We start from the raw sequence: 26109 nt of genomic DNA on the forward strand, positions 1-26109 counted from the left end.
ATGTCATTGTCATTTATTATAGCCTGTGAAGGCGGAAAAAGAAAAATAGCGGAATTATTACTGGCTAATAAAGAAGTAGATGTAGCTTATACCGACGAAAAGGGGAGAACCGCCCTGCATTATGCAGCGCACAGAGGCTATCTCGACCTGGTGAAATTACTGATCGCAGCCGGTTCTGAACTGGATTACGAAGACCACCAGGGCGAAACCCCGTGTTTCTTTGCGGGGCTTCAAAAGCAAAAACAAACCGCGATGTACCTGCTGGAACAAGGTGCAAAACCGACCGTTAATGACTTAAAGGGAAACAGTTTATTACACCTAACCGCCCAAAGCGGACAAATAGAAGTGCTAAAAAGGCTTCTTGAATTAGGCGCGGAAGTAGATCTTGAAAATAATGAGGGAGAAACACCTTTATTGATGGCTGCTGCCTGTCGCCATAAAGAAATCGCAGATCTGCTGATTCAGCATGGAGCGCTTGTGAATACGACCAACAAATTGGGTACTTCTCCATTGTTGTTCGCGGTGCAAACCAGAAACATTCCGATGGTCGAATTTCTCTTGAATAGTGGCGCTACTATCGACCATGTAAATCATGCCGGAGAAAGCGCTTTATTGCTGGCTTGTTATGAAACCAACAGGGCAATTATTAAGCTGCTGGTAGACAAAGGGGCAGACCTGTTTATCACCTCTAAAACAGGTCTTTCGCCAATTTGGTATGCGGGTGCAAACAACCAAAAAGAGATTGTGGCTTTATTTTTAGCCCATGGCCTGGATGTAAACCATAGTAAGCCTCTTTCCGGAGCGGAAGACGATATGAACTCTTACCTGGATTGGGTAGAAACGGCAAGTAATTTAGCGACAGACCGCAGTTTTAATCTCGATAGCAGCTACAGTTACGGAGGAGAAAGCCTGTTGCACGTGGCGGTAAAAAGCGGCCATTTGAGCATGATCAAATTACTGTTGGAAAATGGTGCTTCAATTGATATTCAGGATGAATCCGGAAATACCGCTTTGCATTATGCGGCGGCAAACGGCAAAAAAGACTCCGTTAAGTTTTTACTGGAACAAGGGGCAGATGTCAATATTGTCAATGTAAAAGAGCAAAAGGCAATAGACTATGCCAATATAAAAGGCTTCAATGAAATCACCGAAATGATCTTGAAATTCAGTCCGGAAGGAACGAAAGTTGAACCGAAAATGGCTCCTACGCCTACGGAAGCAGCACCTGTCCAGGATATGGCGCAGAAGAAAAAAGCCCTCCTGGACCTTAAGGAACTGCTTGATGCTGGTATTTTATCGCAGGAAGAGTTTGATGCGGAAAAAGCGAAAGTGCTTAAAGGTTAGCCGATATTTAACACTGTGTTCATCTGAAATTTAATCTTTTTGACGTTTCATTTAATACAGTGTTAAATTTCCCGCAACATTAGATGGTTAGGTTTGCTGTCGAAAAATAAATCAAACCAATGAAAAAACCTCTATTTAAAACAAAAACATTATCATTTGGTGTGGCAGCTTTTGTGGCCTCTGCAATAGCTATTTCTGCTTGTAAAAAAAACAACACGGATGGTGTTGTGGCAGGTCTGATTGATTTAAAGGATTATTCTGTAAATCCATCCTTGTTAAAAGCAATGAGTGGTTTTGAAAGTCTTAAGATCACCACATTGATCAGTAGTGATGATGTGCTTCCTGAATCTCCGGGCTTTATTTTTGGCGCGCAACCAGATGGTGCCGGAATCATCAGAAACCCTGAAGGTGAAGGTTTTATTATGATCAACAACCATGAGATCCTTCAATCTGTTTCCAGGGTGTATCTGGACAAAAATTTTAAACCCGTAAAAGGGGAGTATATCGTAGATTCGGATGGCGGTATGACGCGTTTATGCTCTGCCACGCTGGCCACTCCTGAAGAACATGGCTTTGCCAGAGCAACATTCCTTACAGCCGGAGAAAGTGGTTCAGAATCTATGATCCATGACATTGATCCACTAGCACCTGCTGACAAGAAAAATAGCCAGCGTACCTTAAGTGCTTTAGGAAAATGGAGCGCTGAAAATGCAGTCCCACTTCCAAAAGGTGCTTACCCTGGTAAAACGGTAGTCCTGATCGGTGAAGATGAAACTGACGGACAGCTGGCGATGTACTTATCTAACACGCAGGGCGATCTTAATAGTGGTAAATTATATGTGATGAAACGCACGAATAATGATCCTATTGAAACCAATATGTCTAAAGGGCAAGCCTTTGATGTGGAGTTTGTGGAACTCGACAATGTAAAAAGCTCCACAGGAAAACAATTACAACAACAAACGATCGACAAAAAAGCATTAATGCTGGCACGTGTGGAAGATATCGACTACAGAAAAGGCAGTGCCGCTAATGGTCGTGAAGTATACTTTACAGCCACAGGTGTTAGTCAGGACGATAAATTGACGCCAGTAAGTGGTAAAACCATGTGGGGCCGTGTTTATAAATTAGTCCTGGATGCAAATAACCCGTTAAAAGGGAAACTGGAAGTTGCCGTAGACGGTAATGACAGTCCGGGGAAAAGCATTGTAAACCCGGACAACCTTTGTGTAACTGAAAACTTTGTATACATCCAGGAAGACGGCGATTCTTATTACAAAAACAACGACCATGATGGAACAATCTGGCAGTTTACAATGTCTTCAAAGGCTTTAAAACCGATGTTGCAAATGAACCACCGCAGAACAGAAACTGCATTCAACGCTAAGTATAATCCTTCAAACGACCAGCGTACCAGCTCATGGGAATATGGTGCGATGTACGATGTATCTTCCCTGACAGGCACACCTGATACTTTCGTGGTAAACCTGCACCCACATACCTGGACTGATGCTAAATTTAAAAATGCTGACGGCGGAACTACGCGCTTAACTAACAATAGTGAAGGCGGGCAAATTGTAATCGTTCGAGGTATCGCAAAATAATTTCTTCCCTATAAAAAACATCCCTCCCGGCTTAATAGCTGCGGAGGGATATTTTTTTCAACAAAAGATCCTATGACCGGAATAAAAAAGATCATTATCTTTTCCATCCTAATCACAACTACAACACTACTTTCAATTTTTTGTAGCACAAAAGAACCTGCGCCAAGCCTACAGGTAAAGGCTATTTTTGACCAGGAACTGGCCAGACTTCAGGAAATCGCAGACAAAGAATTTTTCCCTGCTGTGCAACAAAAGCAGGAAGAAAAGATCCTTCAAAGCTTCCTAAAGGCACGAAACCAGTATAAAAAAATTGAATACTATATGGAGTATTTCTTTCCAACTACTGCTGTATTTATAAATGGGGCGCCGATTGATGAAATAGAACTCGGTGAAAACCTTATTGAAGAGCCTACAGGTTTTCAGGTGATGGAAGAACTGATCTATGAAACGCCCGACAAGGAAAACCGGGAGACTTTGCTCAATGAAGTAAAGAAGATGCAGTTGAACCTGAAACGTGTAGCAAGATACCATACGCAATATGAAATTACCGATGCCCAGGTTTTTGATGCGGTAAGGTTGGAAATATTTAGAATTACCAGTCTGGGCATTACCGGATTTGATACCCCAACGGCTTTGGCTTCTGTGCCTGAGGCTGCCTCGGCTTTGCAGGGTATTAAAACAACCATGCTAAAATATAAAGACAGCGATCAACTGGCTGAATTGCTCGATAATGCCACAAGCTACCTGCAGCAATCTCCGGATTTCAACGCTTTTAACAGATTAGATTTTATAACCAAACACTTGCAACCGATCAGCAAGGCTATTGATCAGCTACGCCGGGATCATCGTATTGATCCTGTTGCAGGCGGTTCTGCCATGACTGATGATGCCATCAGTTTGTTTCAAAAAGACGCTTTGAATGTCAATAAATTCGTAGGTAATCATACAGAGTATATCTCAAAAGAAAAGGTAGCGCTGGGCAAATTGCTTTTTAACAGTACAATCCTTTCCAATGGGGGAAATAAAAGCTGTATCAGTTGTCACCATGAGGGCAAAGCATTTACGGATGGTCTGGTAACCGCAGTCAGTATTCAAAAAGACGGATCCGGAAAAACGATTCCCTTACTCAGAAACACGCCTACGCTAACTTATGCAGGTTTTCAACGTGGATTCTTTTACGACCTGAAAGCGGGCACACTAGAAGATCAGGCACTTGATGTGGTACATAATAAACATGAAATGGATGGTTCCCTGGAGCAGGCAGCTACCAGGATAAATAAGAACCCAGCTTTTAAAGCCGCATTCAGTAAAGCTTTTGGTCCCGATAATGTCACTGCAAATCCATGGAAAATACAGCATGCCTTATCGAGCTATATCCGTTCATTGGCGCCGTTTTCTTCCCGACTGGATCAGTACATGCAGGGAGATCATACGCAGTTAAACAAAGAAGAGCAAGCAGGTTTTAACTTGTTTATGGGCAAGGCTAAATGTGGCAGTTGTCATTTTGCGCCACTTTTTAACGGTACCCAATCTCCACTGTTTAATAAAAGCGAGGCCGAAGTGCTTGGGGTGCCCGCTAAAGCTGATGCTGTTAATGCTAAAATTGACAAAGACCTTGGACGTTTTGCATTAAACCCATATCCTCAGTATAAATATGCGTTTAAAACAACCACACTGCGCAATATCTCTAAAACAGCGCCATACATGCACAATGGGGTTTATAAAACTTTAGAAGAGGTACTGGATTTTTACAATCGTGGCGGCGGTGCAGGGATCGGGATTAAACTGGACAATCAGACTTTATCTCCAGACCCATTAAACCTGACCAAAAATGAAATAAAACAAATTATAGCCTTCCTTAAAACATTAGATGATCATTAGGATATCCATAGCTCAAGGCCTGAAGTACTATTTTAATAGTCTCAACAGGCTTTGAGCCAGGATGGAAGAATAAATAGCCGCAATTTCAACCACATTAGCTTTATTTACAATAATTTTGCGGCGAAATAATAAATTCATAACGCAATATGTTTAGTAAGGATTTGGTGAAATGGGATCGCATAAAAGCCAGGTTGATCAGTTTAGTGTATGGAGAATACTTTACGGATGCCTTGCGGAACACCATCACCATAATTCTACCTTTTTCCCTGTTGTTCTTTTACCATCAGCCCAATATGGCCATCGGGGTGGGAGTTGGTGCATTGCTGATTAGCCTGACCGATTCTCCCGGAAACCGGGCAAACAAGTTCAAAAGCGCAATCATCAGCATCATATCCTTCTTTTTCACGGCGCTGATCATCTCTTCTTCACTGGGAAATCCCTGGCTGACTGCGGGAAGTATTTTCCTGCTGACCTTCGTGTTTTCCATGCTGGCCATGTTTGGCAGCAGAATGGCACTTATAGGAACTATGGCCATCATCCTCGGGATTTTCACCCTTGGATTACATCCCGAAAACCCATTGTTATTCAGCTGGTATATTCTCCTCGGCGGATACTGGTACTACCTGATCAGCCTGATTCAGATTGTAATCTGGCCATACCGCTCGCTGCATCAGGCCATTTTTGAATGTATTACCGCGACTTCTGTATTTCTAAAATCTAAAGCCCGTTATTATGATCCCGAAGTAAATCTCGAGGAATGTTATAGTGAAACGATTGCTTTACACATTAAAGTAAGCGAAAAGCAGGAGCTGGTTAGAAACCTGTTGCTGAGCGATAAAAGGGCGATGAAGCCGACCAATGAACGCGGGCAACAATTGTTGCGCACAGCAGTCAGTGTAATCGACCTCTATGAGCAGGTGACGGCTATTCATTACGACTATGCTTACGTCAGAAAAAGCCTCGATAAAACCGGCGCACTAAACCTGATTATTGAACTGATAGAAACCCTGGCAGAAGAACTACAGGTACTCAGCGGGGTGTTCTTAAGACCCAAGAAAACGCAATCGGCACTGCGACTGATTAAATTTGAGCAGGCCCGTGCTGAACTGACCAAACTGGCACTTTCAACAGATGAAACGAATGCCCACATCATACATAAAGTATTAAAGAACCTGGAAGGAATCGTGTTGCATATCCAGGTGATCAAGCAAGACCAGCCGATGTCTGCTCTCCCTGCTAACCTTGATTCCGGGGAGGACATCGCCTATGCGGATTTCTTATCGCCACAACTGTTTAAGTTAAGCGCATTAAAACAATACTTTTCTTTCAGCTCAGCAGTCTTCAGGTTTTCGTTGAGGCTGGCATTATTGTGCTTTTTGGCTTACCTCATCAACCTTGTGTTTCCTTTAGGTAAATACAACTACTGGCTGTTACTCACCATTGTGATTGTCGCAAAGCCAAGATTTGGACTCACCTGGAGGCGAAATGTAGAACGTTTATCAGGTACTTTGATCGGCGCGGTTATAGGGATTGTTTTACTGCTGATCATTCATCAGATTGCTGCCTTACTGATCATATCGGCATTTTTGCTGCTTGGATTTTTCACCTTCAACCGCATCAGGTATTCGGTTAGCGTGGTCTGTATTACTGCCATGGTGATTCTATGTCTCAGCATTTACGACGGGCATAGTGATCATGTCATTATGGAACGGGTGATCTATACGATTCTTGGTTGTGCAATCGCCTTTCTGGCAGCATTTCTTTTTCCAATCTGGGAAATTAAAGGCCTGAAAGCATTGATTTCAAATATTCTGAAAGCCAACAGCAATTACCTGACTAAAGTAAAGGCCGAACTCCGGGGAACAGAAAACGGCATTGGCGCCTCCAAACTGGCACGTAAAAACAGTTATATTCAGCTGGCTAAGTTTTCGGAAACACTTCAATACATGCACCTGGAACCGAACAGCAAAGCGCTGGATATGCACGGGATCTATGCGATTCAAATCCTCAGTTACCGCATCAACTCCATCATTGCCTCTTTATCGCTGTCTGCAAAGCAGTATGTGAAGCAGGATTCAGGCATGCTTATCGTGTCGGAAGCTTTAAGCAATATGGAGTATTGTATTCAGCACAGCAACAGACTCGATCTCGCAAAGATCAACGAAGTGCTACATGCCGATAAAATCGAAGAAGAATACAACGACAACGAGGGCACATTACAGCACCAGCTAAACCTTTTACTAGCCTTATCTGTAGAACTAAAAATGTACTTCATTTAGCATTTTATCCTACCTTAGAATCAAGAAAGATTTAAGGACATGAGTACAGTAGAAAATTTAAAAGACGGTGATCAATGTTTAGTTGTTGGTGGAACCCACAAAGGTAAATCGGGCAAGGTGAGGGATATCAATACGAGTAAAACAGGACACATCACGATTACCGTTGAACAGGAAAACGGGGTAAGGTTTAAGACCCTTGGAAAAAATGTAATCGTTACCGCGCAGGGGAATAAATCCTGACACAAATCTGTGAAATCTCAAATAGATACAGCCTGAAAATTCTTATACCTTAGTGGTTTGTTAAATTGCTGAAATGATCAGGATATGGGTAGTAAAACGTATTTAATTTATGGGATAAGTAAAGGACTGGGTAGGGCGCTTACTGAACTGGTTCCATCGGCTAACGATCAGATTTACGGGGTTTCCAGAACAAAACCTCCATACCTGGATGATCATAAAAATCTAAGCTGGGTTCAAGCGGATTTGTCGAAACCAATGGAAGCCATCCATGAAATAAAAGCAAATATAGGCGGACAAAAGATTGATTATTTAATCTATAATGTTGGGATATGGGAGCAGACCGCCTTTTCGGACGACTATAATTTTCAGGATATTAAACCGGAAGAGACCTTAACGCTGGTCAATACCAATGTAACTTCCTGCATTCTTGCCATTCAGTCTTTCCTGGAAAACCTGAAGCAGTCCGAAAATGCTAAGATTATCATTATTGGTTCCACCTGGGGATTAGACAACCACAATGGAAAAGAGGTCGCTTTCTCTGCCACTAAATTTGCAGTAAGAGGTATTGTACATGCTTTAAGGGAAAATCTTCGGGTTCATAAAATTGGTGTCAGCGTTTTAAATCCCGGGTTTTTGGAAGATACTTCCAATCTGGATCAAACAGGCGGTATACCAGTTCAGGATGTTGTCAATGCTATTAAATTTATCATTTCCACTTCTAAGGCTTCCTGTGTGAAGGAGATAAATATGCCTGCAATGCAGGACTTAAACCTATAAAAACACAAATAGCGATGCCTGCTGTATAAGCTGCCATGTCGCTCCATAGAAATCCCCGTCCCAAAACCAATGCGCCCAAAGTAGTACTTCTGAGCTGATTGATCCATGGCGCATTGTAAAGTTGTGCAAGCTCAATCCCGTAACATATCGCCAGACTGATGATTGCTATCTTTTGATAACCTGATCGAATGAGCAAAAACCTGATGATTAGAAACATCATCACAGCATATAATAAATCGCCGGCAAATAGGGGTACCATCGTTGTTTTCCTGGAGAGGATTCCCGCAGTGATTACGATAAGTACTAATAATGCATAAATAAATCTGTCTCTAAGGGGCTGGTTTTTTTTTATCATTCCAGGTATTCAGGGCTTGCTTTCTTCGGTTTAAATGGTGGAATATCGGGTTTATTCTTTGTATTTATGGGCGTATTCAGTTTGAGTTTAGCAACAGTTTTAGTGTTTATTACCGGATTTACCTTAGGTAACAGGTGTTTTTTGATGGTTTTAACTCGTTTTGTACTGGAATCAGCGATTTCTAATGCAGGCACAGACTTCTGCTCTTGCTTTGCTATACTTCCTGCATAGACACTGTCTGAAATTTCAGTTGCATCATCACTGATAAAGGAAATATAAGCCTCAACTCTTTGATTGGCAAGATCCGGGGCAATCTGGATCCTATGTTTTCCATCCATTCTGTGGGATCCACTGAGGCAATGGGTGTGTTGATGCTGATCCGGCCAGTAGAGCAGTACCATTGCCCTGTCGGTTCTATTTCGCCACGGGAGATCAGCAGGGACTTCCCAGCTGAATTCAATTTCTGTCCCTATAAGCTGGATTTGCGGTTTTTCTGCCTTTAATAAGGTTCCCATGCTCAGCATTACTTTAGGATAATCTAGCTGTGCATTTGGGAATTCACCACTAACTGCGTGTTTTTTATTGTAGGAAACGGCTTCGTTATAGAAGTTTCTGTCGGTACCCACAACTTTCAGACGGAAGCCTGATTTAATAAATGTTTTGATAGGACGTAGAAAATGGTTAACGATGGTCATGCGGTCACAATTGATCTTTCTGGCCGGGCTGAGGGGCTTATTACTATGACCAATCGTCCTGATGACGTTTTTGCCATTCAGTTCATAACCGACTAAATTGCCTATCCGGCCCTTAAATCCACCAAATAATCCGTTTTGAAAAGTTCCCATAGTGTTGTTGTTTATTGGTAAGCAGTAGGTTAGCTGATGTAATATAGTCATTAAGTTCGGGATTGACTACTAATGAATTCGAGATGAGTCCAATATAAATTAAACGTAAAGTAAATCTCAGATAATCCTTAAACCATCCTTGAAACGTCTTTTAGACCTATTAGAGATTAATCAACCATTAATTAACTATGGTTTAATGATTAATAAAAATGAAGCTCATATGGGAAGCATTCCGAAGGGATCCGGAAAGGATCAAGGCTGTAATATCTTATAAATTGCCTTTTAGTTCAGCGATAGGACAGCCCGGTCTGGTTTTTTAATCTAACCAATGGCTAAGAGCCTTGTTCTTTTCATTTTAGGGTAATATTTTCGGGTTTAATCAGCGGAAATTCCTGCTCAACTACATTTTCGCAGAGAATCACCGGAGATTTAAGCTAAATCGATATAAAAGACAAACTATTTAGGAATAAAATCAACTTTCTGATAAAGTAAAATGAAAAATGTCATTATATTTCAGAAGGAGAAGAGTCTTATTTACAGTTTGTTTCCTGTAATTATCGCCCTCTTCAAATAAAACAACCAAACCAATTTTATCATCCCTAATCAACCAAATCTATGAACAGACTTAGAAGAACCGCTAAGCCCAAAATTTGCCATGACGCAAATTTAATCCGAACCTTGTTTTTTTATAGTAAAACGTTTTCCGTATTCCTGCTCCTGTTTTTAACCACTATGGGGGCCGCTTTTGCCCAACGTGCCGATGTGGTAGAAATCAGAGGCAGGGTATTGGATGAAGGCTCAAGACCTATCCCCGCAGCAACAGTAACCGTGCTGAAATCATCTAATGCGACTCAAACCAATACCGATGGCCGCTTTGTTTTAAAAAACCTTAAACCCGGTGATTCCATCAGGGTGGCCTATATGGGCTACCTCACACAGGTCGTTCCGGCAAGAAACGACCAGACGATCATCTTGAAAGAAGCGAAAAACGACCTCGATGAAGTGGTGGTGCTGGGCTACGGATCGCAGAAGAAATCCAACATTACCGGCGCTGTATCTTCTATCAACATGAGTAAGGTCGACAATGTGCCGGTCACCAACCTTTCCAATGCACTGGCGGGAAGGGCTGCGGGCGTAACCGTAACCAATACTTCCGGTTTGGCAGGAGCGGCATCGAGTATCAGAATCCGGGGTTCCTTCGGATCACCATTGATTGTTATTGATGGAATCATCAAAACCAAAGCTGATTTTGATGCCTTAGATGCGAATGAAATTGACCAGATGACGGTCTTAAAAGATGCGGCAACCGCTTCCGTTTATGGTTCACAAGCCGGAAATGGGGTAGTGGTGGTCACCACAAAAAAAGGAAGTAATCAGGCTCCCGCTTTTAATTTTCAAACCTCTTACAGTACAGCGCGGCCAACCCAGACTTTACTGGCAGATTTAACAACGGCTGATGATGAGCTGACCTACCAAAACAGGGTGGCACAATTCAGGGGAGACCCATTGCCAAACGGACAGCGGGAGTTCGATTATTTCAAAGATAAAAATTACAATGTGAACGACTGGATCTGGCAGAATCCAACTACCCAAAAATACCTGTTTAGTGTAAATGGAGGTAGTGATAAGCTTACTTATTATGCACAGGCGAGTTATACAGGGGAAAATGGCTCTTATAAAAATCTGGATTACGGGAAGTTTAACCTGCGCTCCAATGTCACTGCCAAATTAAGTGAGGCGATTTCCTTAAACCTGAATGTCTCTGCCGCGCAGCAAAACCACGATCGCTTTTACTGGCCCTTTAGCGGGGATGATGATTATAACGTCGGTGATTTTTACCGGGTTACTTTCAACTGGCCTAAATTATATCCTTTTTATACAGAGAAGGATGGGACACCAGCAAATCAGGTCACCGACTTTCCGGTACAAACTCCGATGGGTAGCTGGCAAGCCTGGAATGTGATCGATCAGGTGATGGGAGATCGTTATATCCACACCACCAGAAGACAAGTCAATTCCATTTTAACGATGGATATCAAGTTAGATCAATTTGTAAAGGGCCTTTCTGCAAAGATGGTAGGTAACTATGAAGGCAATGATTACCTGCGTAAATGGTACATGACTTTTCAAAAGAATTATGCCTTTATTTCAAAAGAACCGGGTGGGAACAGGTTTATTCCGGGAGCGCCAGACCCTAACAATACCAACACCTTTAACTTTAGTCAGACGCAGCCTTTCCTAAGGTACCAGACTGAAAACGGCTGGAAATATCAATTGGATGCTTATTTAAGCTATAAGCGAGCCTTCGGCAAGCATGCCATTGATGCCTTAGCCGTTTGGGAGCAAACCGGGCGACATGCCTATAACGTGACTTCTAAAGCCTCCTCACCACTGACTTCAATTGATCAGATGTTTGTGTATTCAAATGATGAAGCGAACAGAACAGGAAGTGGCTTTGAAAACCTGGACGCCAGCAGGGCATGGGTTGGTAAGCTGAATTACAATTTTGACAACCGCTACCTGGTAGACTTTGCATTTAGATACGATGGCAGTACACTCTTTTCAAAGGAAAACAGATGGGGATTCTTTCCATCCGTTTCCTTAGCATGGAGGGTTTCTCAGGAAGGTTTCTTTAAAAATTCGGTTAGCTGGGTGGACGATTTAAAATTAAGGGTATCCCATGGAACAACAGGGAACTTATTAGACATCAACAGTGATCCGCTTCCACCATTTACCTATACTTCCACCTATGTGAATTCCGGCAGTTATATGTTTGGAGATAACTTGTACACCACGATTGCTCCGGGCGCTACACCCATCCCAAATGTAACCTGGGCGACGATAGAAAACTCCAACATCGGGCTGGATTTTGATATCCTTAACCGTCGTTTGTCTGGTAGCATTGAGGTGTTTAGAAACAAAATGAAAAACATCTTAGGGAAGCGTACTGTGACTTTACCTGATTCTTACGGACAGCAATTAGCTGCAGAAAATTATGCGCAACGTTCTTTCCGTGGTTCTGAGCTTACCTTAAACTGGAAAAGTACCATTGGTACTGAAATTTCGTATGGCATCTACGGAAATGTAGGTTATGCAAAAGACCAATGGGATATTTTAGACCAGGGGGCCGACTATTTAGAAGGAGGCAGCCGGGCCTGGCAATCCGCCATTGGACAACCTGCCAACAGATTGTTTGGCTTTAAGGCAAAGGGAATTGTTCGTACTCAGGAGGAATTAGATCAATTGATTTCGAGTGGCTATAAGACCTATGGTCGTAAACCTTATTTAGGCGCAATTATTTATGAAGATGTCAGAGGGGATAGTTTCAAGCCAGGAGCGGATGGGAAAATAGATGGGAACGATTTGCAGCTGTTGAGTAACAACAATAAACCCCGCATAAATTACGGATTAGGTTTTAATGTGAGCTGGAAGGGATTTACTATTGATGCCCATTTTCAGGGTGTCGGAGCCTACGACAGGATGATTAGTAACCTTGAAGGTGGCGGTATGCGTCAACATGGTGGAACTTTCAGAACCTATTATCCAATCTGGGCAGGTGATGTCTGGACACCGGAAAATCCGGATGCAAATTACCCACGTGTAACCGGCGAAAACTGGGCCGAATCCGGCACGGATAATTCTAGTTTCTGGATCAGAAATGGTGCCTACCTGAGGTTGAGGAACCTGAATGTCGCTTATAATTTTCCTCAGAGATGGCTCAAAAGCGTAAAGCTTTCCAATGCGCAACTGTTCTTTAATGGCACCAATTTACTGACCATTTCAGATATGAAAGAGTTTCAGGATCCGGAACAGGAATATTATGATTCTTTCCCGGTGATGAAAACATTTACCCTTGGATTAAACCTCAAATTTTAACGCCTAAATCAGAATTATCATGAGAAAAATCATCTTATATATCTTAGTAATATCCTTCGCTACCAGCTGTAAAAAGGTGTTAGACGTAGAAAATATAAATAGCTATAGCCCTGAAAAGGTTTGGAATGATCCAAACTTAGCAAATGCCTACATGGCCAACATCTATTCCGTTTTTGGAAACTGGAACGCCGGTGCTGATTTCAGGTCAGATCAGCTGGCTGGAATTCCCTTCTATCCGGATGCAGTAACCATTACGAATGGCGGATTGGGCAACTGGGATTATGGCAAGGTTCGTTTAATCAATCAAGCCCTGGTTGATGTAGAAAAAGGATCCTTATCCACCGTAGAAAAAAACAAAATCCTTGGTCAGGCTTACTTTTTAAGAGCCTGGGTTTATTTTTACATGGTGAGCACTTATGGCGGTGTTCCCTATATCAAAATCCCCCAGGACAGGTTTACCGATGACCTCGATGTGCCTAGAAACTCTACCAAAGAGTGTTTCGATTTTATGGTGGAGGATCTGGATCAGGCAATAGTGATGTTGCCCAAAAAGATCGCGCCATCATCCGGCGACTGGGGTAAAATCGACGGCAATTTCGCCCTTGCATTTAAAGCGAAATTATTGTTGTACAAAGCTTCACCGCAGTTTAACCCTACAAGTCCATGGACTAATGTGAACTGGACGGATGCTTATACGGCCAATAAATTAGCCTATACGGAATTAAAAGCACAGGGTTTTAAACTGGTCGATAATTATTCAAATATTGCATTGACCGAACGGAATACGGAAGTCGTTTTTTCGGTGATCAATAAGTTTCCGAATAAAACCGCAAACTGGGACAATGGTACCCGTCCGGGATCATTGAGCAGGGGGCCGGCAGGAGCTACCCCAACCTGGAATTTCATAAAAGCCATCCCAATGAAAGATGGGAAACTGTACAATGATCCTACCGGAGCTTATTATAAAACCGAAGAACAGTTCTTAAAAACTTATTGGGAAAACAGAGATCCGAGGTTTGATAAATCTATATTATGGAATGGAAAACCCTTTCCTGTTGCTGGAAAAGTGGATGGGTATAGACAGTATACCGGTCTTGGTGTAGCGCCAGCCTTAGATAATTTCGGAATCAATCCCAACTCCAGCGAAAAGTCAGAGAATTTAAACCGCTATTCGGGACTGTTTATCACGAAAAGTAACCGTCTGGATTTAAAGCAGGAACAGGTGGAGCAATATGATACTGATTATGTATTGATGCGCTTTGCAGAAGTGATGTTAAACTATGCGGAAGCTGCAAATGAAACCGGACATACCGCAGAAGCATTGGATATGCTAATACAGATACGTCAGCGCGCAGGTGTAGAACCAGGAGCAGGTAGTCAGTATGGGATCAGCGCCACATCCAGAGAGGACGTTAGAAAAGCAATCATGGATGAGCGAAATGTGGAGCTCTGCTTTGAAGGACATCGGTTCAGTGATTTGCGTCGATGGAGGATGTTTAGTGTGCTGAATAATAGCCCTAAATACGGAATTGAAGCGATCGCAATATTGCCGGATGGATCGGAAAGGCCAATTACCGAGGCGAAAACGCTGGCTAATGCCAACCAGTTAAAAGAAGGCGATTTCAAGTATGTGGTTTTGCAGATACCAAGGACGGGCGTACAGCTAAATGTTTTGCCTGATCAATATTACTTTGCACCGATATCGAATTCTATCATCGGGAAAACGAAGAAACTGCAACAGAATAAAGACTGGGGTGGGACATTTGACCCTACACTTCATTAATAAGTAATCAATTGCTGTAGCAGCAAATCTGCTACAGCAATTATTTGTGTTACGGTTTCTTTTTAAATTCTCTGCCGGTTTCATAAGCATCTGCAAAATTGACTTTGGTCCAATCCATTCTACCAGTACCATAAATCCCATTGGATATGATAAAAACGCCGGTTTCAGTATCGAGTACCACGATGCCTTTTTCGCCTATAGTGGTTTTGTATTTCCCTGTGTTTTCAGCTTCCCCATTTTTAAAACTAAGACCCATCATAATTAAGGCGGATGCCATAAACCCTATGATCAGGGATTTGATGTCTAATGTGATTTTCATAATATGATGATTTGTGTGTAACCTGAATTTACATTTAACTTAGGGTTTATTCTTATTTTACTTGTAATGAATTCATTACGGTTTGTGCCGCTGTTGGCCCCGCTTACTATTGGCCCAAAACCTGTGCAGCAGTGTATTGCCAGGGTTGAAACTGTAACCTATAATATTTGGTTTTCTGTGTCTGTATCTAACTGATTTTCATACTTAGGTTTGTAATCTAATTCCGAAGCTATGAACGACCAAGATCCTAAAAACATGAATATCGAATTCCGCAAAGTATACCTGTCAGACCTGAATGTCCTGATTCGTATTTATAATAATAAAACTAAGCAAGCAGCCAGTCCTCAACTGACTGCGCATTTTGGCCTTCCTTTAACTGTCGCCATTAACAATAATGTCATCATCGGCTTTGCCTGTGCTTCCACCAATGACCTGGAGGAGCTGACCTTAAGCAGCCACTGTGTAAATGACGATGTTGCTATTGGAAATACGCTAAAAGCAGAAGCTGAAAAAACATTGCATGCTACATTTTCAGGTATCAGAGAGGACCGTACTTCTTTAAAACACGCTATTCAACATTTGCTGAGCTGGCTAAATACCTGCACCGTTTAATACAGGGATACAGATTTGTTTTTAGTAAATTTACAGGATACAGCATATGGCTCAGATGAAAAAGGAATCCCTATACGTTAAAATTGCAAAAGTAATGGAGGAGCAGATTGAAAGCGAAACCCTGAAGTTAGGGGACAAGCTGCCATCGATCCGTACGATACAAAAACTCTATAATGTGAGTATCAATACCGTCAAGCAAGCTTATTTAGCTTTGGAGAGCAAATCACTTATTGAGCCAAGAGCCAAGTCAGGCTATTTTGTGAGCAAAGCCTCCATGAGGAAGTTTTCCTTGCCATCTGTAGGGAAAATGAAAACTACTACCCAACAGCAGGAACCGGAAGATCTGATTAGCAAGGTTTTTAATACGCTTCATGATAAGACCATTACTCAGTTTTCCTTAGGTGTTCCTGCCAATAGTATGTTGCCCATTGCCAAATTAAATAAAGGAATGGTCAATGCGGTTAGCAGGTTAGATGACGGCGGGACAGGCTATGAGCCGGTAGAAGGTAATATTAACCTCCGCAGAACGCTGGCCAAATGGTCTTTTGTACTGGAAGGGAAGCTGACTGAGGATGACCTGGTGACCACATCTGGTGCGATGAATGCTATTTTTAACTGCCTGATGGCGGTAACTAAACCCGGAGATACAGTGGCGATTGAGAGTCCGGTTTATTTTGGTATCCAGCAGATAGTGAAATCGCTGGGCCTAAAGGCAATTGAAATTCCGACACACCCGATCACCGGTGTAGATTTAGAGGCAATAAAGAAAGTGCTACCCCGATTAAATGCCTGCTGTTTCATCAGTAATTTCAGTAACCCATTGGGATGCCTGATGCCGGATGCTCATAAAAAAGAGCTGGTCAGGATGCTGACGGAATACGATATTCCCTTGATTGAAGACGACCTGTATGGCAATTTGTACTTTGGAACGGAAAGGCCAAAACCCTGTAAGTACTATGACGAAGCGGGCATTGTGATGTGGTGCGGCTCTGTCTCTAAAACCCTGGCCCCTGGTTATCGGGTTGGATGGGTGGCTCCGGGGAAATATAAGGATAAGATCATCAGGCAAAAGCTGGTGCAGACCATTTCTACGCCTTCCCTGTATCAGGAAGTAATCGCCGATTTTATGGAGCATGGCCGGTATGACCATCATTTACGCACGCTCAGGTCTAAGCTTTATAGCAATTGCCTGAAATATCAGGGGGCAATCGAAGCCTACTTTCCCGAAAATACCAAAATATCTCAGCCTCAGGGCGGTTTTATGTTGTGGTTAGAACTGGATAAAAAACTGGATACTGCGGTGTTGTTTGATCAGGCGATCAGGCAAAAAATCAGCTTTGCACCAGGCAGAATGTTCACGCAATACAATCAATATAACAATTGCATGCGGCTAAACTTTGCGCTGGAATGGAATGATAAATTAGAAGATGATATCAAGCGTTTAGGGCGCTTAGTGAAAGCCAGTATATAGCTTGTCTTGCAGGCTTAGCAAGCATCTGGTCCGTACCGTATTAATAAGTTTGTATTATGAATGGCGTGTTGCTGTTACTATTATTTCCTATACAAAGGCGATCTTTTTAGCAAATATTCCAATGGGCTGTTGTAAGAGCCATCTACACTGGAAAGAAAAGCCTTATGACTTTGATTGTAGATGCTTGCGTTGTTGTCCATGTAAATGTGAAGGCTAACACTCACGTCATATCTTTGTGCTGAATTGGCGTAATTAACATTGGTGCCTGACACCTTTTTAACTTTCTCCGCATCATCTCTTTTTACTTTAGTATCGGCGCTGCCGCTGGAAGTGCTGGTTTGATATCCTTTGTTTTGAAGAATTGTGCCGTCAATTATATATTCTACCCCAAGTATATCGCAGATATCCTTCATGGTAAAGCCCATCATTTTATCCCTGGTTACACCGGCCTGAATTAATTTGGCATTGGTTGTTCTGGGGTCAATAATGGTATATCCCGCGGAGTGTTTCGACAGAAAGCTATAGGTGTCTTCTTGTGCTTTATAGCCGATTTGTTCTGCTCCTGGTTGGTTATCCATTAAAAAGGTAAAAGGCAGGATCGCGATTTTGTTATGGTGATCAACCGGTGTGGCCGCCATGTTCAGCGCGTCTTTCTGGCGGTCAGCAGCTGGTAGGGAAGCCTGACCGAAAACCTCAACTCTGCCACTCGCATGGGTTATTTTGGCGATATCAGACTTTTTTATGGTGTATTCCACCGTCTCACCAGGATAAATAAAACTGACTTCGGTGTCGTTAATGCGGGTGAGCTTGCCTTTTAGCTCTTCCCCGTTAGTTTTTTGAATCACATCTTGCTTTGTACCGGGACTGGTCTGGGCGAAGGTGTTTAATGCGAAAATTGTCGTAAAGACAAACAAAAGAATCTTTCTCATTTTTAAGGTTGTTTTATATGGAATATAACAATTATCAGGAATGATTTGATTTGTCTTTTCAAGAAAAATTAATGCCGCTTTTTCCGTATTATTGAGTCTCATACCTGAATCAGATGATTATTTTAAAAAAAGCAACTGTTTTGTTTTATGCTTGTATGTTCATCATACTGTCTTTAAATGCACAAACAAAGGATAGCCTGAATAACCCCCTTAAAAAGGATAGTTCAACCTTAGATTTTGTAGGTAAAATGCAGGCTTTTGCAAAAGTATCGGCTAAAAAAAGTGCGGCGGACTTTGAAGCCGATAAGGCCATAACAGCGCAGATCAAGACTTTTGAGGAGATCACCAGGACGATGCAAAAAGCGAAGATCTATCTCAAAAGTAACCTCGATACGCCGGGCACCAAGACCGAACTCAAAGAAATAGCGCAAGATCTTGCCATTGCCGGAGATGGGGTTTTCACCAATAAAGGAACTGCACAGACTTTCCGAAACTTAACATCTACCGCTAAAATATTAGCAGAGTTACTCAATAAGGCCAATTCCAGAAAGTCAAAGCTGGAAATTCGTCAGCAGGATCTGGGTAATCTACGGTATCAGCTGGATTCTTTGTTGAGTGTACCCGCTTTATTTAAGTTCTCCGCAGATTCTACCACACTGATGAAGTACCTTCAGAAGATTCAGGTGGTTGCTTATGAAACCGGTCCGGTAGATACTTCTTTGAAAATTGCAGGTAATAATATTCAGACTTTGCTAAACCAGGTAAACCTGACCGTCTTTCAGCTGCAAAGTAGTTTAGAAGAAATCGAGGCTTATCAGAAAGAGATGGCGGACCATACTTTCAAAAGAGAATTCGCCAATATCTGGCATCCACAGGGCTTTTACCGCCCTTTTACAGAGATCCTTGACTTCTCAAAAACAAAAGGATTACTGACTTTCAGTTTTTATGTCGAAAATAATACCGGGAAAATAATGGTCTTGCTTTTGCTGACCCTGGCCTCCTTTATTTACCTGCGCTCCTTAAAAAGTATCTATGTTAAAGGGAATCTGATAAAGGCCGATCTGGAAGGGCAATTGGTGCTGAGGTATCCATTGTTATCTGCCGTTTTAATCATTGTGAGTCTGTTTCAATTCATTTTCCCTTCACCGCCTTTTATTTTAAATGTGGTTTTCTGGACGATATCCTGTATTTGCCTGTCCGTAATTTTCAGGGGTTATGTGAGCCGGTACTGGTTTCGGGTATGGCTGGTCATGGTGCTGTTTTTCCTGCTGGCAGCAGGGGATAACCTGGTTTTGCAGGCCTCCAGAGTAGAGCGCTGGTTTATGTTGTTCAGCTCCATCTTTGGCGCTGTAGTAGGGGTGTTTGCCTTAGTAAAAGGCAATAAGGAAGAATTAAAGGAGAAATGGATCACCTGGTCCGTTGCACTAATGGTTTTTCTGGAAGTTGCTGCTATCATTGCCAATATGTTTGGCCGGTATAACCTGGCAAAAACATGTTTCATTGCAGGTTTTCTGAATGTTGTGATTGCCATCCTCTTTCTCTGGACGGTAAGACTGATTAATGAAGGCTTGTTAATGGCCTTTAATGTGTATTCAGGGCAAGACAGGAAGTTGTTTTACCTGAACTTTGAAAGGGTTGGAAAAAAGGCACCGTTGCTGTTTTATATCTTATTGGTCATCGGCTGGCTGGTATTATTCGGACGTAATTTTCCTTCATTTGACTACTTGTCGAAACCTCTGCTGAACTTTTTCAGCGAGGAACGTACCTTAGGTAATTATGTGTTCAGCATTAATAATATGCTGCTTTTTATAGCCATCATGGGGAGTTCCGTGCTGATCTCTAAGGTGGTTTCGTTTTTTGCCTCCGACAGGTATTCTGCTGCTGATAAAGATAGTAAGCGTCAGGGAATCGGGAGCTGGTTGCTGTTGGTCCGAATTTCTATCCTGTGTATCGGTTTGTTTTTAGCGGTTGCCGCTGCGGGCATTCCTGTAGACCGGATTACCATTGTTTTGGGTGCTTTAGGGGTCGGTATCGGTTTCGGTCTGCAAACTTTAGTGAACAACCTGGTGAGTGGATTGATTATCGCTTTTGAAAAACCGGTTAATGTAGGGGACATTGTCGATATCGCCGGACAAGGCGGCACGATGAAGTCTATAGGTTTTCGAAGTAGTGTGATTTCCAACTGGGATGGCGCAGATGTGGTAGTACCTAACGGTGATATTTTAAACGCCCATCTGGTGAACTGGTCGCTTGGTGGAAACCGTAAACGGGTATCCGTCATGATCGGTATTGCCTACGATTCAGACCTTGAAAAAAGCAGACAAATCCTGAAGGATATTTTAAGTAAGGATGAAAGGGTCAGTAAAAATCCGGGTCCCATAGTTCAATTTGAGCAGTTTAGCGATAGTGCGATTGACCTTAGAATCTATTTCTGGACCAAACACCTTGGGGAGGCTTTTGCCACCAGAAGCGATCTTATCATTGCGATTACGGCTGCTTTTAAAGAGAATGGTATCAAGATGCCAGTTCCTCAACAAGAGGTATATGTCCGTAATCTGGATGATCCCGCTAATGCTTAGTAAAACCTCAGGAGGTATAGATCGTGTATCGGAAAACCCGATTCCGAGCTGTTTAATGAGGTTTCTCCAATAGTTCTTTCGCTAGTTTTTTAATGAACAGGTAATTGATGGTTCCGCCAATTACGCCGCCAACCACCGGTACTAACCTGCGACTTGCTTTTGCGCCTAAATTCAGGAAGATTTTCTCCGCAACTTCTTCCATGATGTTTTTGCTAAGGATCAATTTCGTATCTGCTTTAACGGAGGAGGCGACAATCTTAAAGAAGTCTTCAAAGCTGATTTTATATTTGCCGGTCCGGTGATAAGAAATGGCCAGTGTGACGCGGAATTGTTGGGTAATAATGTTGATCATGTCCACCGGTGTGCCAATGAGCATGGTGCCAACGCCACCTACTCCGGTGATTAAGCCTGATCCCGCTGCCATTAACGCACATTGATTCACAAACTTGTCGATTCCCATGATGTCCACACCTTTTTTGATGTTGACCTGGTCAATCCGACTGAAAATCTGCTTAAAGCCTCCGGAAGCAAGGTTATTGAAGCCTTCCCTGAAATCCTTTTTTACCTTTTTAAAGTTGACATTCCTAAACGATGGTAAGTTCATAGCTATTAATTTAGTACAAATGGATGTACTACTTTCATGCCAGACCTTAAAATTCCTCTTTAGTTTTTAGATCTGCTAATTTGAAGTTATCGAATTGTCCGATACCTGCGAAGATGATTTTAACACCCATTATCTTTCCTATAGGTTTGTTGTAGCTCGTTTTAAACACTTCGCTGCCATTGATCATTAAGCTGACTTTTTTATCAGCAACTCTCAATTGAACATGCCCACCTTTAGTAAGGTCGTGTCCCAAAGGCCGCAGGTCATATTTTTGTCCTTCTTTACTGTGTTCAGAAAATTGATAAAAGGTCCATGCAGCACACTCAGGCTTAATGATGCCCAAACTGTGTTTATCCTTTTCCCCAAAGACGAAAATATCCACCTGTGAGCATCGTACACCAGCCCTAATCGGAGAGGTTGTGAAATTGCCGGAGAGTTCAAAGTTATCGCCATTAATCCGGCTTGGTTTTACATTCGCAAAAGCAACAAAAAAAGTACGTGTGGTATCTGTTCCTGCACTAAGTGCTGCCCGGGCAGAAACTTTAATAGGTCTGTTAGCCATTAAATTATTACCCAAAATCGGGTAAACTCTGGTGGTGTCATTTTGAACCGAAGCAGTAGCGGTCCAGCCTTTGGTTTGCAGGTATACATACCCGGTATCCAGTGCTTTTTTCTTATGATAAAGAACAGGGTAATACCTGCCTGGAACTTCGTAATAATGGTTGACCAGGCTGTCTCTGAAGTCTGCTGTTTTCCACCTTACATCACTAAAATTGATCGTAAAATGTTGAAGAGAATCGGGTAGCTCTCCTGCTGCTTTAAGTTTGAATATGGCAGAATGTGGCGTTTGGCCTTCGGGATTTAAGCAGGATAATTCCACCCTGCTGATGTCCTGCTCCTTGTTAGGTGCTGATCTGAAAATTAAAAAGGCTATTATAGCGGCAAAGACCAGGAAAACAGTGTACAGTAGCCCTTTTTTAGTAAGCGCGGTTTTTCTGACCACAGGACTGGCTTCGCTTTTGGAGCTGGTTTTGGCGACAGACTTTTCAATTGATACCGTATTTCTTAATTCAAATTCATACCAATCCCTACAGCCAATAAACCGGGCAAGGGCATCTCTGGTGGCCTTCTGTGGATAATAACGGGTGGAAGTTTTGGATTTACCGAATATCCTTTTCAGGGTACTTTCACTCAGCTGCACCTTTGTTTTTCGTTGTAATAAACCACTCAGACGGACAAAATCACTGTTCGTCCATTCATAAATCTGTTTATCTCCAACCGCTTCAGCAATTTTCTGACAACAAATATCTAGTAATTGAAAAAATAACGGGTTTTCAGCTTGTTCAGAGTGCATTTTTATTTACAGTAATCAACTGTATTATAGTTGGTTAGGTTGGTTAAAATATTGCTCAGTCCTTTGAATAAGACGTTGTTGGCTTTTGTGATGCTTTTGAGGCTAAATTCAAATAACCAATCCAAAACGCCTAACCAATCTTAATCAGATCGACAAAGAACAATCTTTTTAAAAACTAAACCAAATATAAATGAAAAGAAAACTACTCCTTATTGCCATGTTTTTAGGACTGCAATATGTGGCGCTTGCTCAAACAAGAAATGTTTCGGGTAAAGTGATCGATGCAGGTACAAAAACACCGATACCTGGTGTGAGTATCCTGGTTCCAAATACGAAGCTTGGAACAACAACAGATGAAAACGGGCAATTTAGCCTGAATGTCCGGCAGGAATCAAAAATGATTAAGGTGAGCCTTATTGGCTACCAGGAACAATTGCTGGAAATTACCGGTAAACCATTATTGATCCGTTTAACGGAGGTTAGCCAAAGTTTAAATGATGTGGTGGTGGTGGGCTATGGTACGCAGAAAAAGAAGGATTTGACTGGTGCAATTGCAACAATAAGTTCAGAGGATATTGTGGGCCGGCAGACCATACAGGTATCTGAAGCTTTACAGGGTGCCATTGCTGGTGTTTCTGTGACGCGAAATGGTGCAGGTCCGGGTGGAGGTGCTACCGTTCAAATCAGGGGGGTGACCTCCTTAAATACCAATTCACCGCTGGTCATCGTAGATGGTATCCCGGTAAGTAGCATGGATTTGGTGAACCCCAATGATATCTCCTCACTTACCGTATTGAAGGATGCTGCTTCTGCGGCAATTTATGGTTCCAGAGGTGCTGCGGGTGTGATTTTAATTACCACAAAAAGAGGACGTGAAGGTAAGTCAAGCCTGGAGTATAATTTTGAGTATGGCTTGCAAAAACCTACTGCATTGCCGGAGTACGTAAATTCGCCAACCTACATGAGGTTGTTTAATGAACAGGCAACCAATGATGGTGCGGCAACAGGCCCTTATGCAAATGATTTCATTGTCAATTTTGATGCAAACAGAGCCGCCAATCCAGATCGGTTTCCTTTTGGCAATACCGATTGGCAGGATTTAATCATGACCAATAAATATGCGCCCCGGATACAACATGATTTAGTTTTTACCGGAGGTTCAAAAGGGATTAGAACAAAGGCCTCTTTTGGTTATCAAAACGTTGGTGCTTTTTATGACAATTACGATTATGAAAGGTATCAGTTCAGGGTAAATAATGATATAGAAATCAGTTCCAAACTAACGGCCAATATAGATCTTGGCTTAAGAAGGGTGAATTTATTATCTCCGGTTAGTCATCCTTTCAGCGGACAATCGCCGATTTATGAAGCCCGTGTGATGCCTCCGATTTATGCTGCATTGTATACAAATGGTGCTTATGCCATCGCCAAAGATGGACGTAATCCATTGGCGCAATTAAATGAAGGTGGAACAACAACGGCTTTATCCAATCAGCTGCAAGGCAGGATGGCCCTAAACTATAAACCAATTGCTGATTTAACCTTAACGGCACAATTGGCGCCTACTTTTGATTTTGATAAAAGTAAAGCGTTTTCTAAGAAAATCACTTATACCAATCCCGATGGGACGACCAGTGCGGCAACGAATACGCCATTGACCACCTTAAGGGAAGCTCGCAATGAAACCTATAATTTAAATGGTCAGTTTTTGGCGAACTACACTAAAACTATTGCGGCTAAACACAACTTTGGAGCCACAGCTGGTTTTGAACATGTTTACTATTCAAATGAGAACCTGAATGCTTCCAGAGATGGATTCTCCCTGATAGATTTTCCTTATTTAGACCAGGGATCTCAGTTGTTAAGAGATAACTCCGGCAGTGCAAGGGAAGAGAGTTTACATTCTGTATTTGGGAGGCTGACCTATGATTATGAAAATAAATATTATTTACAGGCCAACTTACGTCACGATAAATCTTCCCGTTTTGGCAGGGAGTTTCGTGGTGCTACTTTCCCTTCTTTTTCTGCAGGATGGGCAATCTCAGAAGAGGGCTTTATGAAAGACATCCAATGGCTGAATTATTTAAAGATCAGAGGCTCTTATGGGGAAGTGGGTAATCAGCGCATTACCAACCTGGATGGCAGCCAGAATTATTATCCTTATCAGGCAACTATTGACCCTTCAACCGCCTTATTTTACCAAAATGGGTCATTAGTGCCACTGAGTGGGGGTGCTCAGGTAACTTATGCCGTTAAAGAAATCTCCTGGGAAACCACCCGTTCTACAGATATAGGTATTGATGCAGCCTTTTTAAAAGACCGTTTAAGTGTAACCGCGGATTATTATCAAAAAGAAACAGCTGATATACTATTGCCATTAGATATCCCTTTGGTGATTGGTTATGGGAGACCACAACAAAATGCCGGGACCTTAAATGTAAAAGGATGGGAACTGGGCGTCAACTGGAAGGATAAAATTAATGAACTGAGTTATAGTCTGAGCTTCAATATCTCTGATGCCAAAACGAAAATTCTGGATATGAAAGCCACAAGGCAGGAGATTGATGGCCAGCAAATAAATATAGAAGGCAGTCAGTTCAGAGAATGGTATGGCTACTTGTCGGATGGTATTTATCAAACAGCTGCAGAAGCGAACGGGACACCAAGAACAAGTTCGGCAGTCGGCGCCGGAGATATCAGATACATAGATGTTGATCAAAATGGGATCATCAATGCGAATGATCGTGTGTTTTTAGGGGGCTCATTACCGCGCTATCAATATGGCGGAAACGTTAACCTGGGCTACAAGGGATTCGATTTCCAATTGAGCTTTCAAGGAGTTGGTAAACGTTTAAGCAGGTTGAACAATGATGTGGTCAGGCCGTTTCAAGAGCAGTTTGGTAATTTTCCAACACTACTGGAGGACAAATTCTATAGTAAAACGAATACTCCTGAGCAGAACGTAGCTGCAAAATATCCACGCTTATCTAATACCACAAGTGGGAACAACTATTCAACATCAGATTTTTGGCTCATTAACGGTGCTTATTTCAGATTGAAGAACATCACATTGGGCTACACCCTGGAAAAGGGCTTTCTAAATAAACCAGGGGTAGGTTCTGTTCGGGTATATGTGGCGGCGAATGACTTTTTAACCAGCAGCAAGTTTCCGAAATATTCCGATCCTGAATCAGGAAGCTCAGCCTATCCAATTGTAACCACCTTTTTGGGCGGAATTAATGTGAAGTTTTAAAAGA

The 26109-nt window shown here is 42.2% G+C and carries 18 protein-coding genes; 12 read left to right on the forward strand and 6 right to left on the reverse strand.

What is annotated here, in order from left to right; genetic code table 11:
* The 6 genes from OQX61_RS14870 to OQX61_RS14895 all read left to right on the forward strand — a co-directional run bounded on the left by OQX61_RS14870 (position 1) and on the right by OQX61_RS14895 (position 8125).
* Positions 1-1344 (forward strand): ankyrin repeat domain-containing protein, encoded by a 1344-nt coding sequence (locus OQX61_RS14870; protein ID WP_265842549.1) that lies wholly within the window; start codon positions 1-3, stop codon positions 1342-1344.
* A 119-nt stretch (positions 1345-1463) separates the two neighbouring features.
* The gene (locus OQX61_RS14875) at positions 1464-2948 is read left to right on the forward strand and encodes a hypothetical protein (protein WP_265842550.1); all 1485 of its coding nucleotides are present in this window, start codon (positions 1464-1466) and stop codon (positions 2946-2948) included.
* A gap of 72 nt (positions 2949-3020) precedes the next feature.
* Entirely contained in the window at positions 3021-4829 is a 1809-nt protein-coding gene (locus OQX61_RS14880) for a cytochrome c peroxidase (RefSeq protein WP_265842551.1), read from the forward strand.
* 146 nt (positions 4830-4975) lie between these two features.
* Positions 4976-7108 carry an FUSC family membrane protein gene (locus OQX61_RS14885; RefSeq protein WP_265842552.1) on the forward strand — a complete coding sequence of 711 codons (2133 nt, stop codon included), beginning with the start codon at positions 4976-4978 and terminating at the stop codon, positions 7106-7108.
* A 39-nt stretch (positions 7109-7147) separates the two neighbouring features.
* Positions 7148-7348, forward strand: a complete 201-nt coding sequence (locus OQX61_RS14890) for a KOW motif-containing protein (protein WP_265842553.1) — start codon at positions 7148-7150, stop codon at positions 7346-7348.
* Between the two features lie 84 nt (positions 7349-7432).
* Entirely contained in the window at positions 7433-8125 is a 693-nt protein-coding gene (locus OQX61_RS14895) for an SDR family oxidoreductase (protein WP_265842554.1), read from the forward strand.
* On the opposite strand, the gene OQX61_RS14900 is transcribed toward OQX61_RS14895, so the two are convergent.
* Complete coding sequence (locus OQX61_RS14900) at positions 8067-8480, reverse strand: DUF2809 domain-containing protein (RefSeq protein ID WP_265842555.1); 414 nt, start codon at positions 8478-8480, stop codon at positions 8067-8069. The two genes, OQX61_RS14895 and OQX61_RS14900, sit on opposite strands and share 59 nt — an antisense overlap.
* Positions 8477-9325 carry a DUF6266 family protein gene (locus OQX61_RS14905; RefSeq protein WP_265842556.1) on the reverse strand — a complete coding sequence of 283 codons (849 nt, stop codon included), beginning with the start codon at positions 9323-9325 and terminating at the stop codon, positions 8477-8479. The genes OQX61_RS14900 and OQX61_RS14905 overlap by 4 nt, the downstream gene beginning before the upstream one ends.
* A 615-nt stretch (positions 9326-9940) precedes the next feature.
* Here OQX61_RS14905 and OQX61_RS14910 point away from each other — a divergent pair.
* On the forward strand, positions 9941-13201 hold the full coding sequence (locus OQX61_RS14910) for a TonB-dependent receptor (protein WP_265842557.1): 3261 nt from the start codon (positions 9941-9943) through the stop codon (positions 13199-13201).
* A 19-nt stretch (positions 13202-13220) separates the two neighbouring features.
* Positions 13221-14984 (forward strand): RagB/SusD family nutrient uptake outer membrane protein, encoded by a 1764-nt coding sequence (locus OQX61_RS14915; RefSeq protein ID WP_265842558.1) that lies wholly within the window; start codon positions 13221-13223, stop codon positions 14982-14984.
* Between the two features lie 49 nt (positions 14985-15033).
* Here OQX61_RS14915 and OQX61_RS14920 read toward each other — a convergent pair whose 3' ends face one another.
* Positions 15034-15303 carry a hypothetical protein gene (locus OQX61_RS14920; RefSeq protein WP_265842559.1) on the reverse strand — a complete coding sequence of 90 codons (270 nt, stop codon included), beginning with the start codon at positions 15301-15303 and terminating at the stop codon, positions 15034-15036.
* Positions 15304-15534: 231 nt separating this feature from the next.
* Here OQX61_RS14920 and OQX61_RS14925 point away from each other — a divergent pair, with 231 nt between their 5' ends.
* Together OQX61_RS14925 and OQX61_RS14930 are read left to right on the forward strand one after the other, a co-directional pair.
* Positions 15535-15915, forward strand: a complete 381-nt coding sequence (locus OQX61_RS14925; RefSeq protein WP_265842560.1) for a hypothetical protein — start codon at positions 15535-15537, stop codon at positions 15913-15915.
* A gap of 55 nt (positions 15916-15970) precedes the next feature.
* Positions 15971-17386, forward strand: coding sequence for a PLP-dependent aminotransferase family protein (locus OQX61_RS14930; protein WP_265842561.1), 1416 nt, complete (start codon positions 15971-15973; stop codon positions 17384-17386).
* A gap of 80 nt (positions 17387-17466) precedes the next feature.
* Here the strand turns inward: OQX61_RS14930 and OQX61_RS14935 are convergent, their stop codons facing one another.
* Entirely contained in the window at positions 17467-18315 is an 849-nt protein-coding gene (locus OQX61_RS14935) for a hypothetical protein (RefSeq protein WP_265842562.1), read from the reverse strand.
* 113 nt (positions 18316-18428) lie between these two features.
* Here OQX61_RS14935 and OQX61_RS14940 point away from each other — a divergent pair, with 113 nt between their 5' ends.
* Complete coding sequence (locus tag OQX61_RS14940) at positions 18429-20894, forward strand: mechanosensitive ion channel domain-containing protein (protein ID WP_265842564.1); 2466 nt, start codon at positions 18429-18431, stop codon at positions 20892-20894.
* 52 nt (positions 20895-20946) lie between these two features.
* Here the strand turns inward: OQX61_RS14940 and OQX61_RS14945 are convergent, their stop codons facing one another.
* Both OQX61_RS14945 and OQX61_RS14950 read right to left on the reverse strand, forming a co-directional pair.
* A complete protein-coding gene (locus OQX61_RS14945; protein WP_265842565.1) occupies positions 20947-21498 on the reverse strand; it encodes a hypothetical protein in 552 nt (183 codons plus the stop codon).
* Between the two features lie 46 nt (positions 21499-21544).
* Entirely contained in the window at positions 21545-22852 is a 1308-nt protein-coding gene (locus OQX61_RS14950) for a hypothetical protein (protein ID WP_265842566.1), read from the reverse strand.
* Positions 22853-23042: 190 nt separating this feature from the next.
* On the opposite strand from OQX61_RS14950, the gene OQX61_RS14955 reads away from it, so the two are divergent.
* The gene (locus tag OQX61_RS14955) at positions 23043-26105 is read left to right on the forward strand and encodes a TonB-dependent receptor (RefSeq protein WP_265842567.1); all 3063 of its coding nucleotides are present in this window, start codon (positions 23043-23045) and stop codon (positions 26103-26105) included.
* The last annotated feature ends 4 nt before the right edge of the window (positions 26106-26109 follow it).

This window comes from Pedobacter sp. PLR, assembly GCF_026239675.1.
Taxonomy (GTDB): Bacteria; Bacteroidota; Bacteroidia; order Sphingobacteriales; family Sphingobacteriaceae; genus Pedobacter.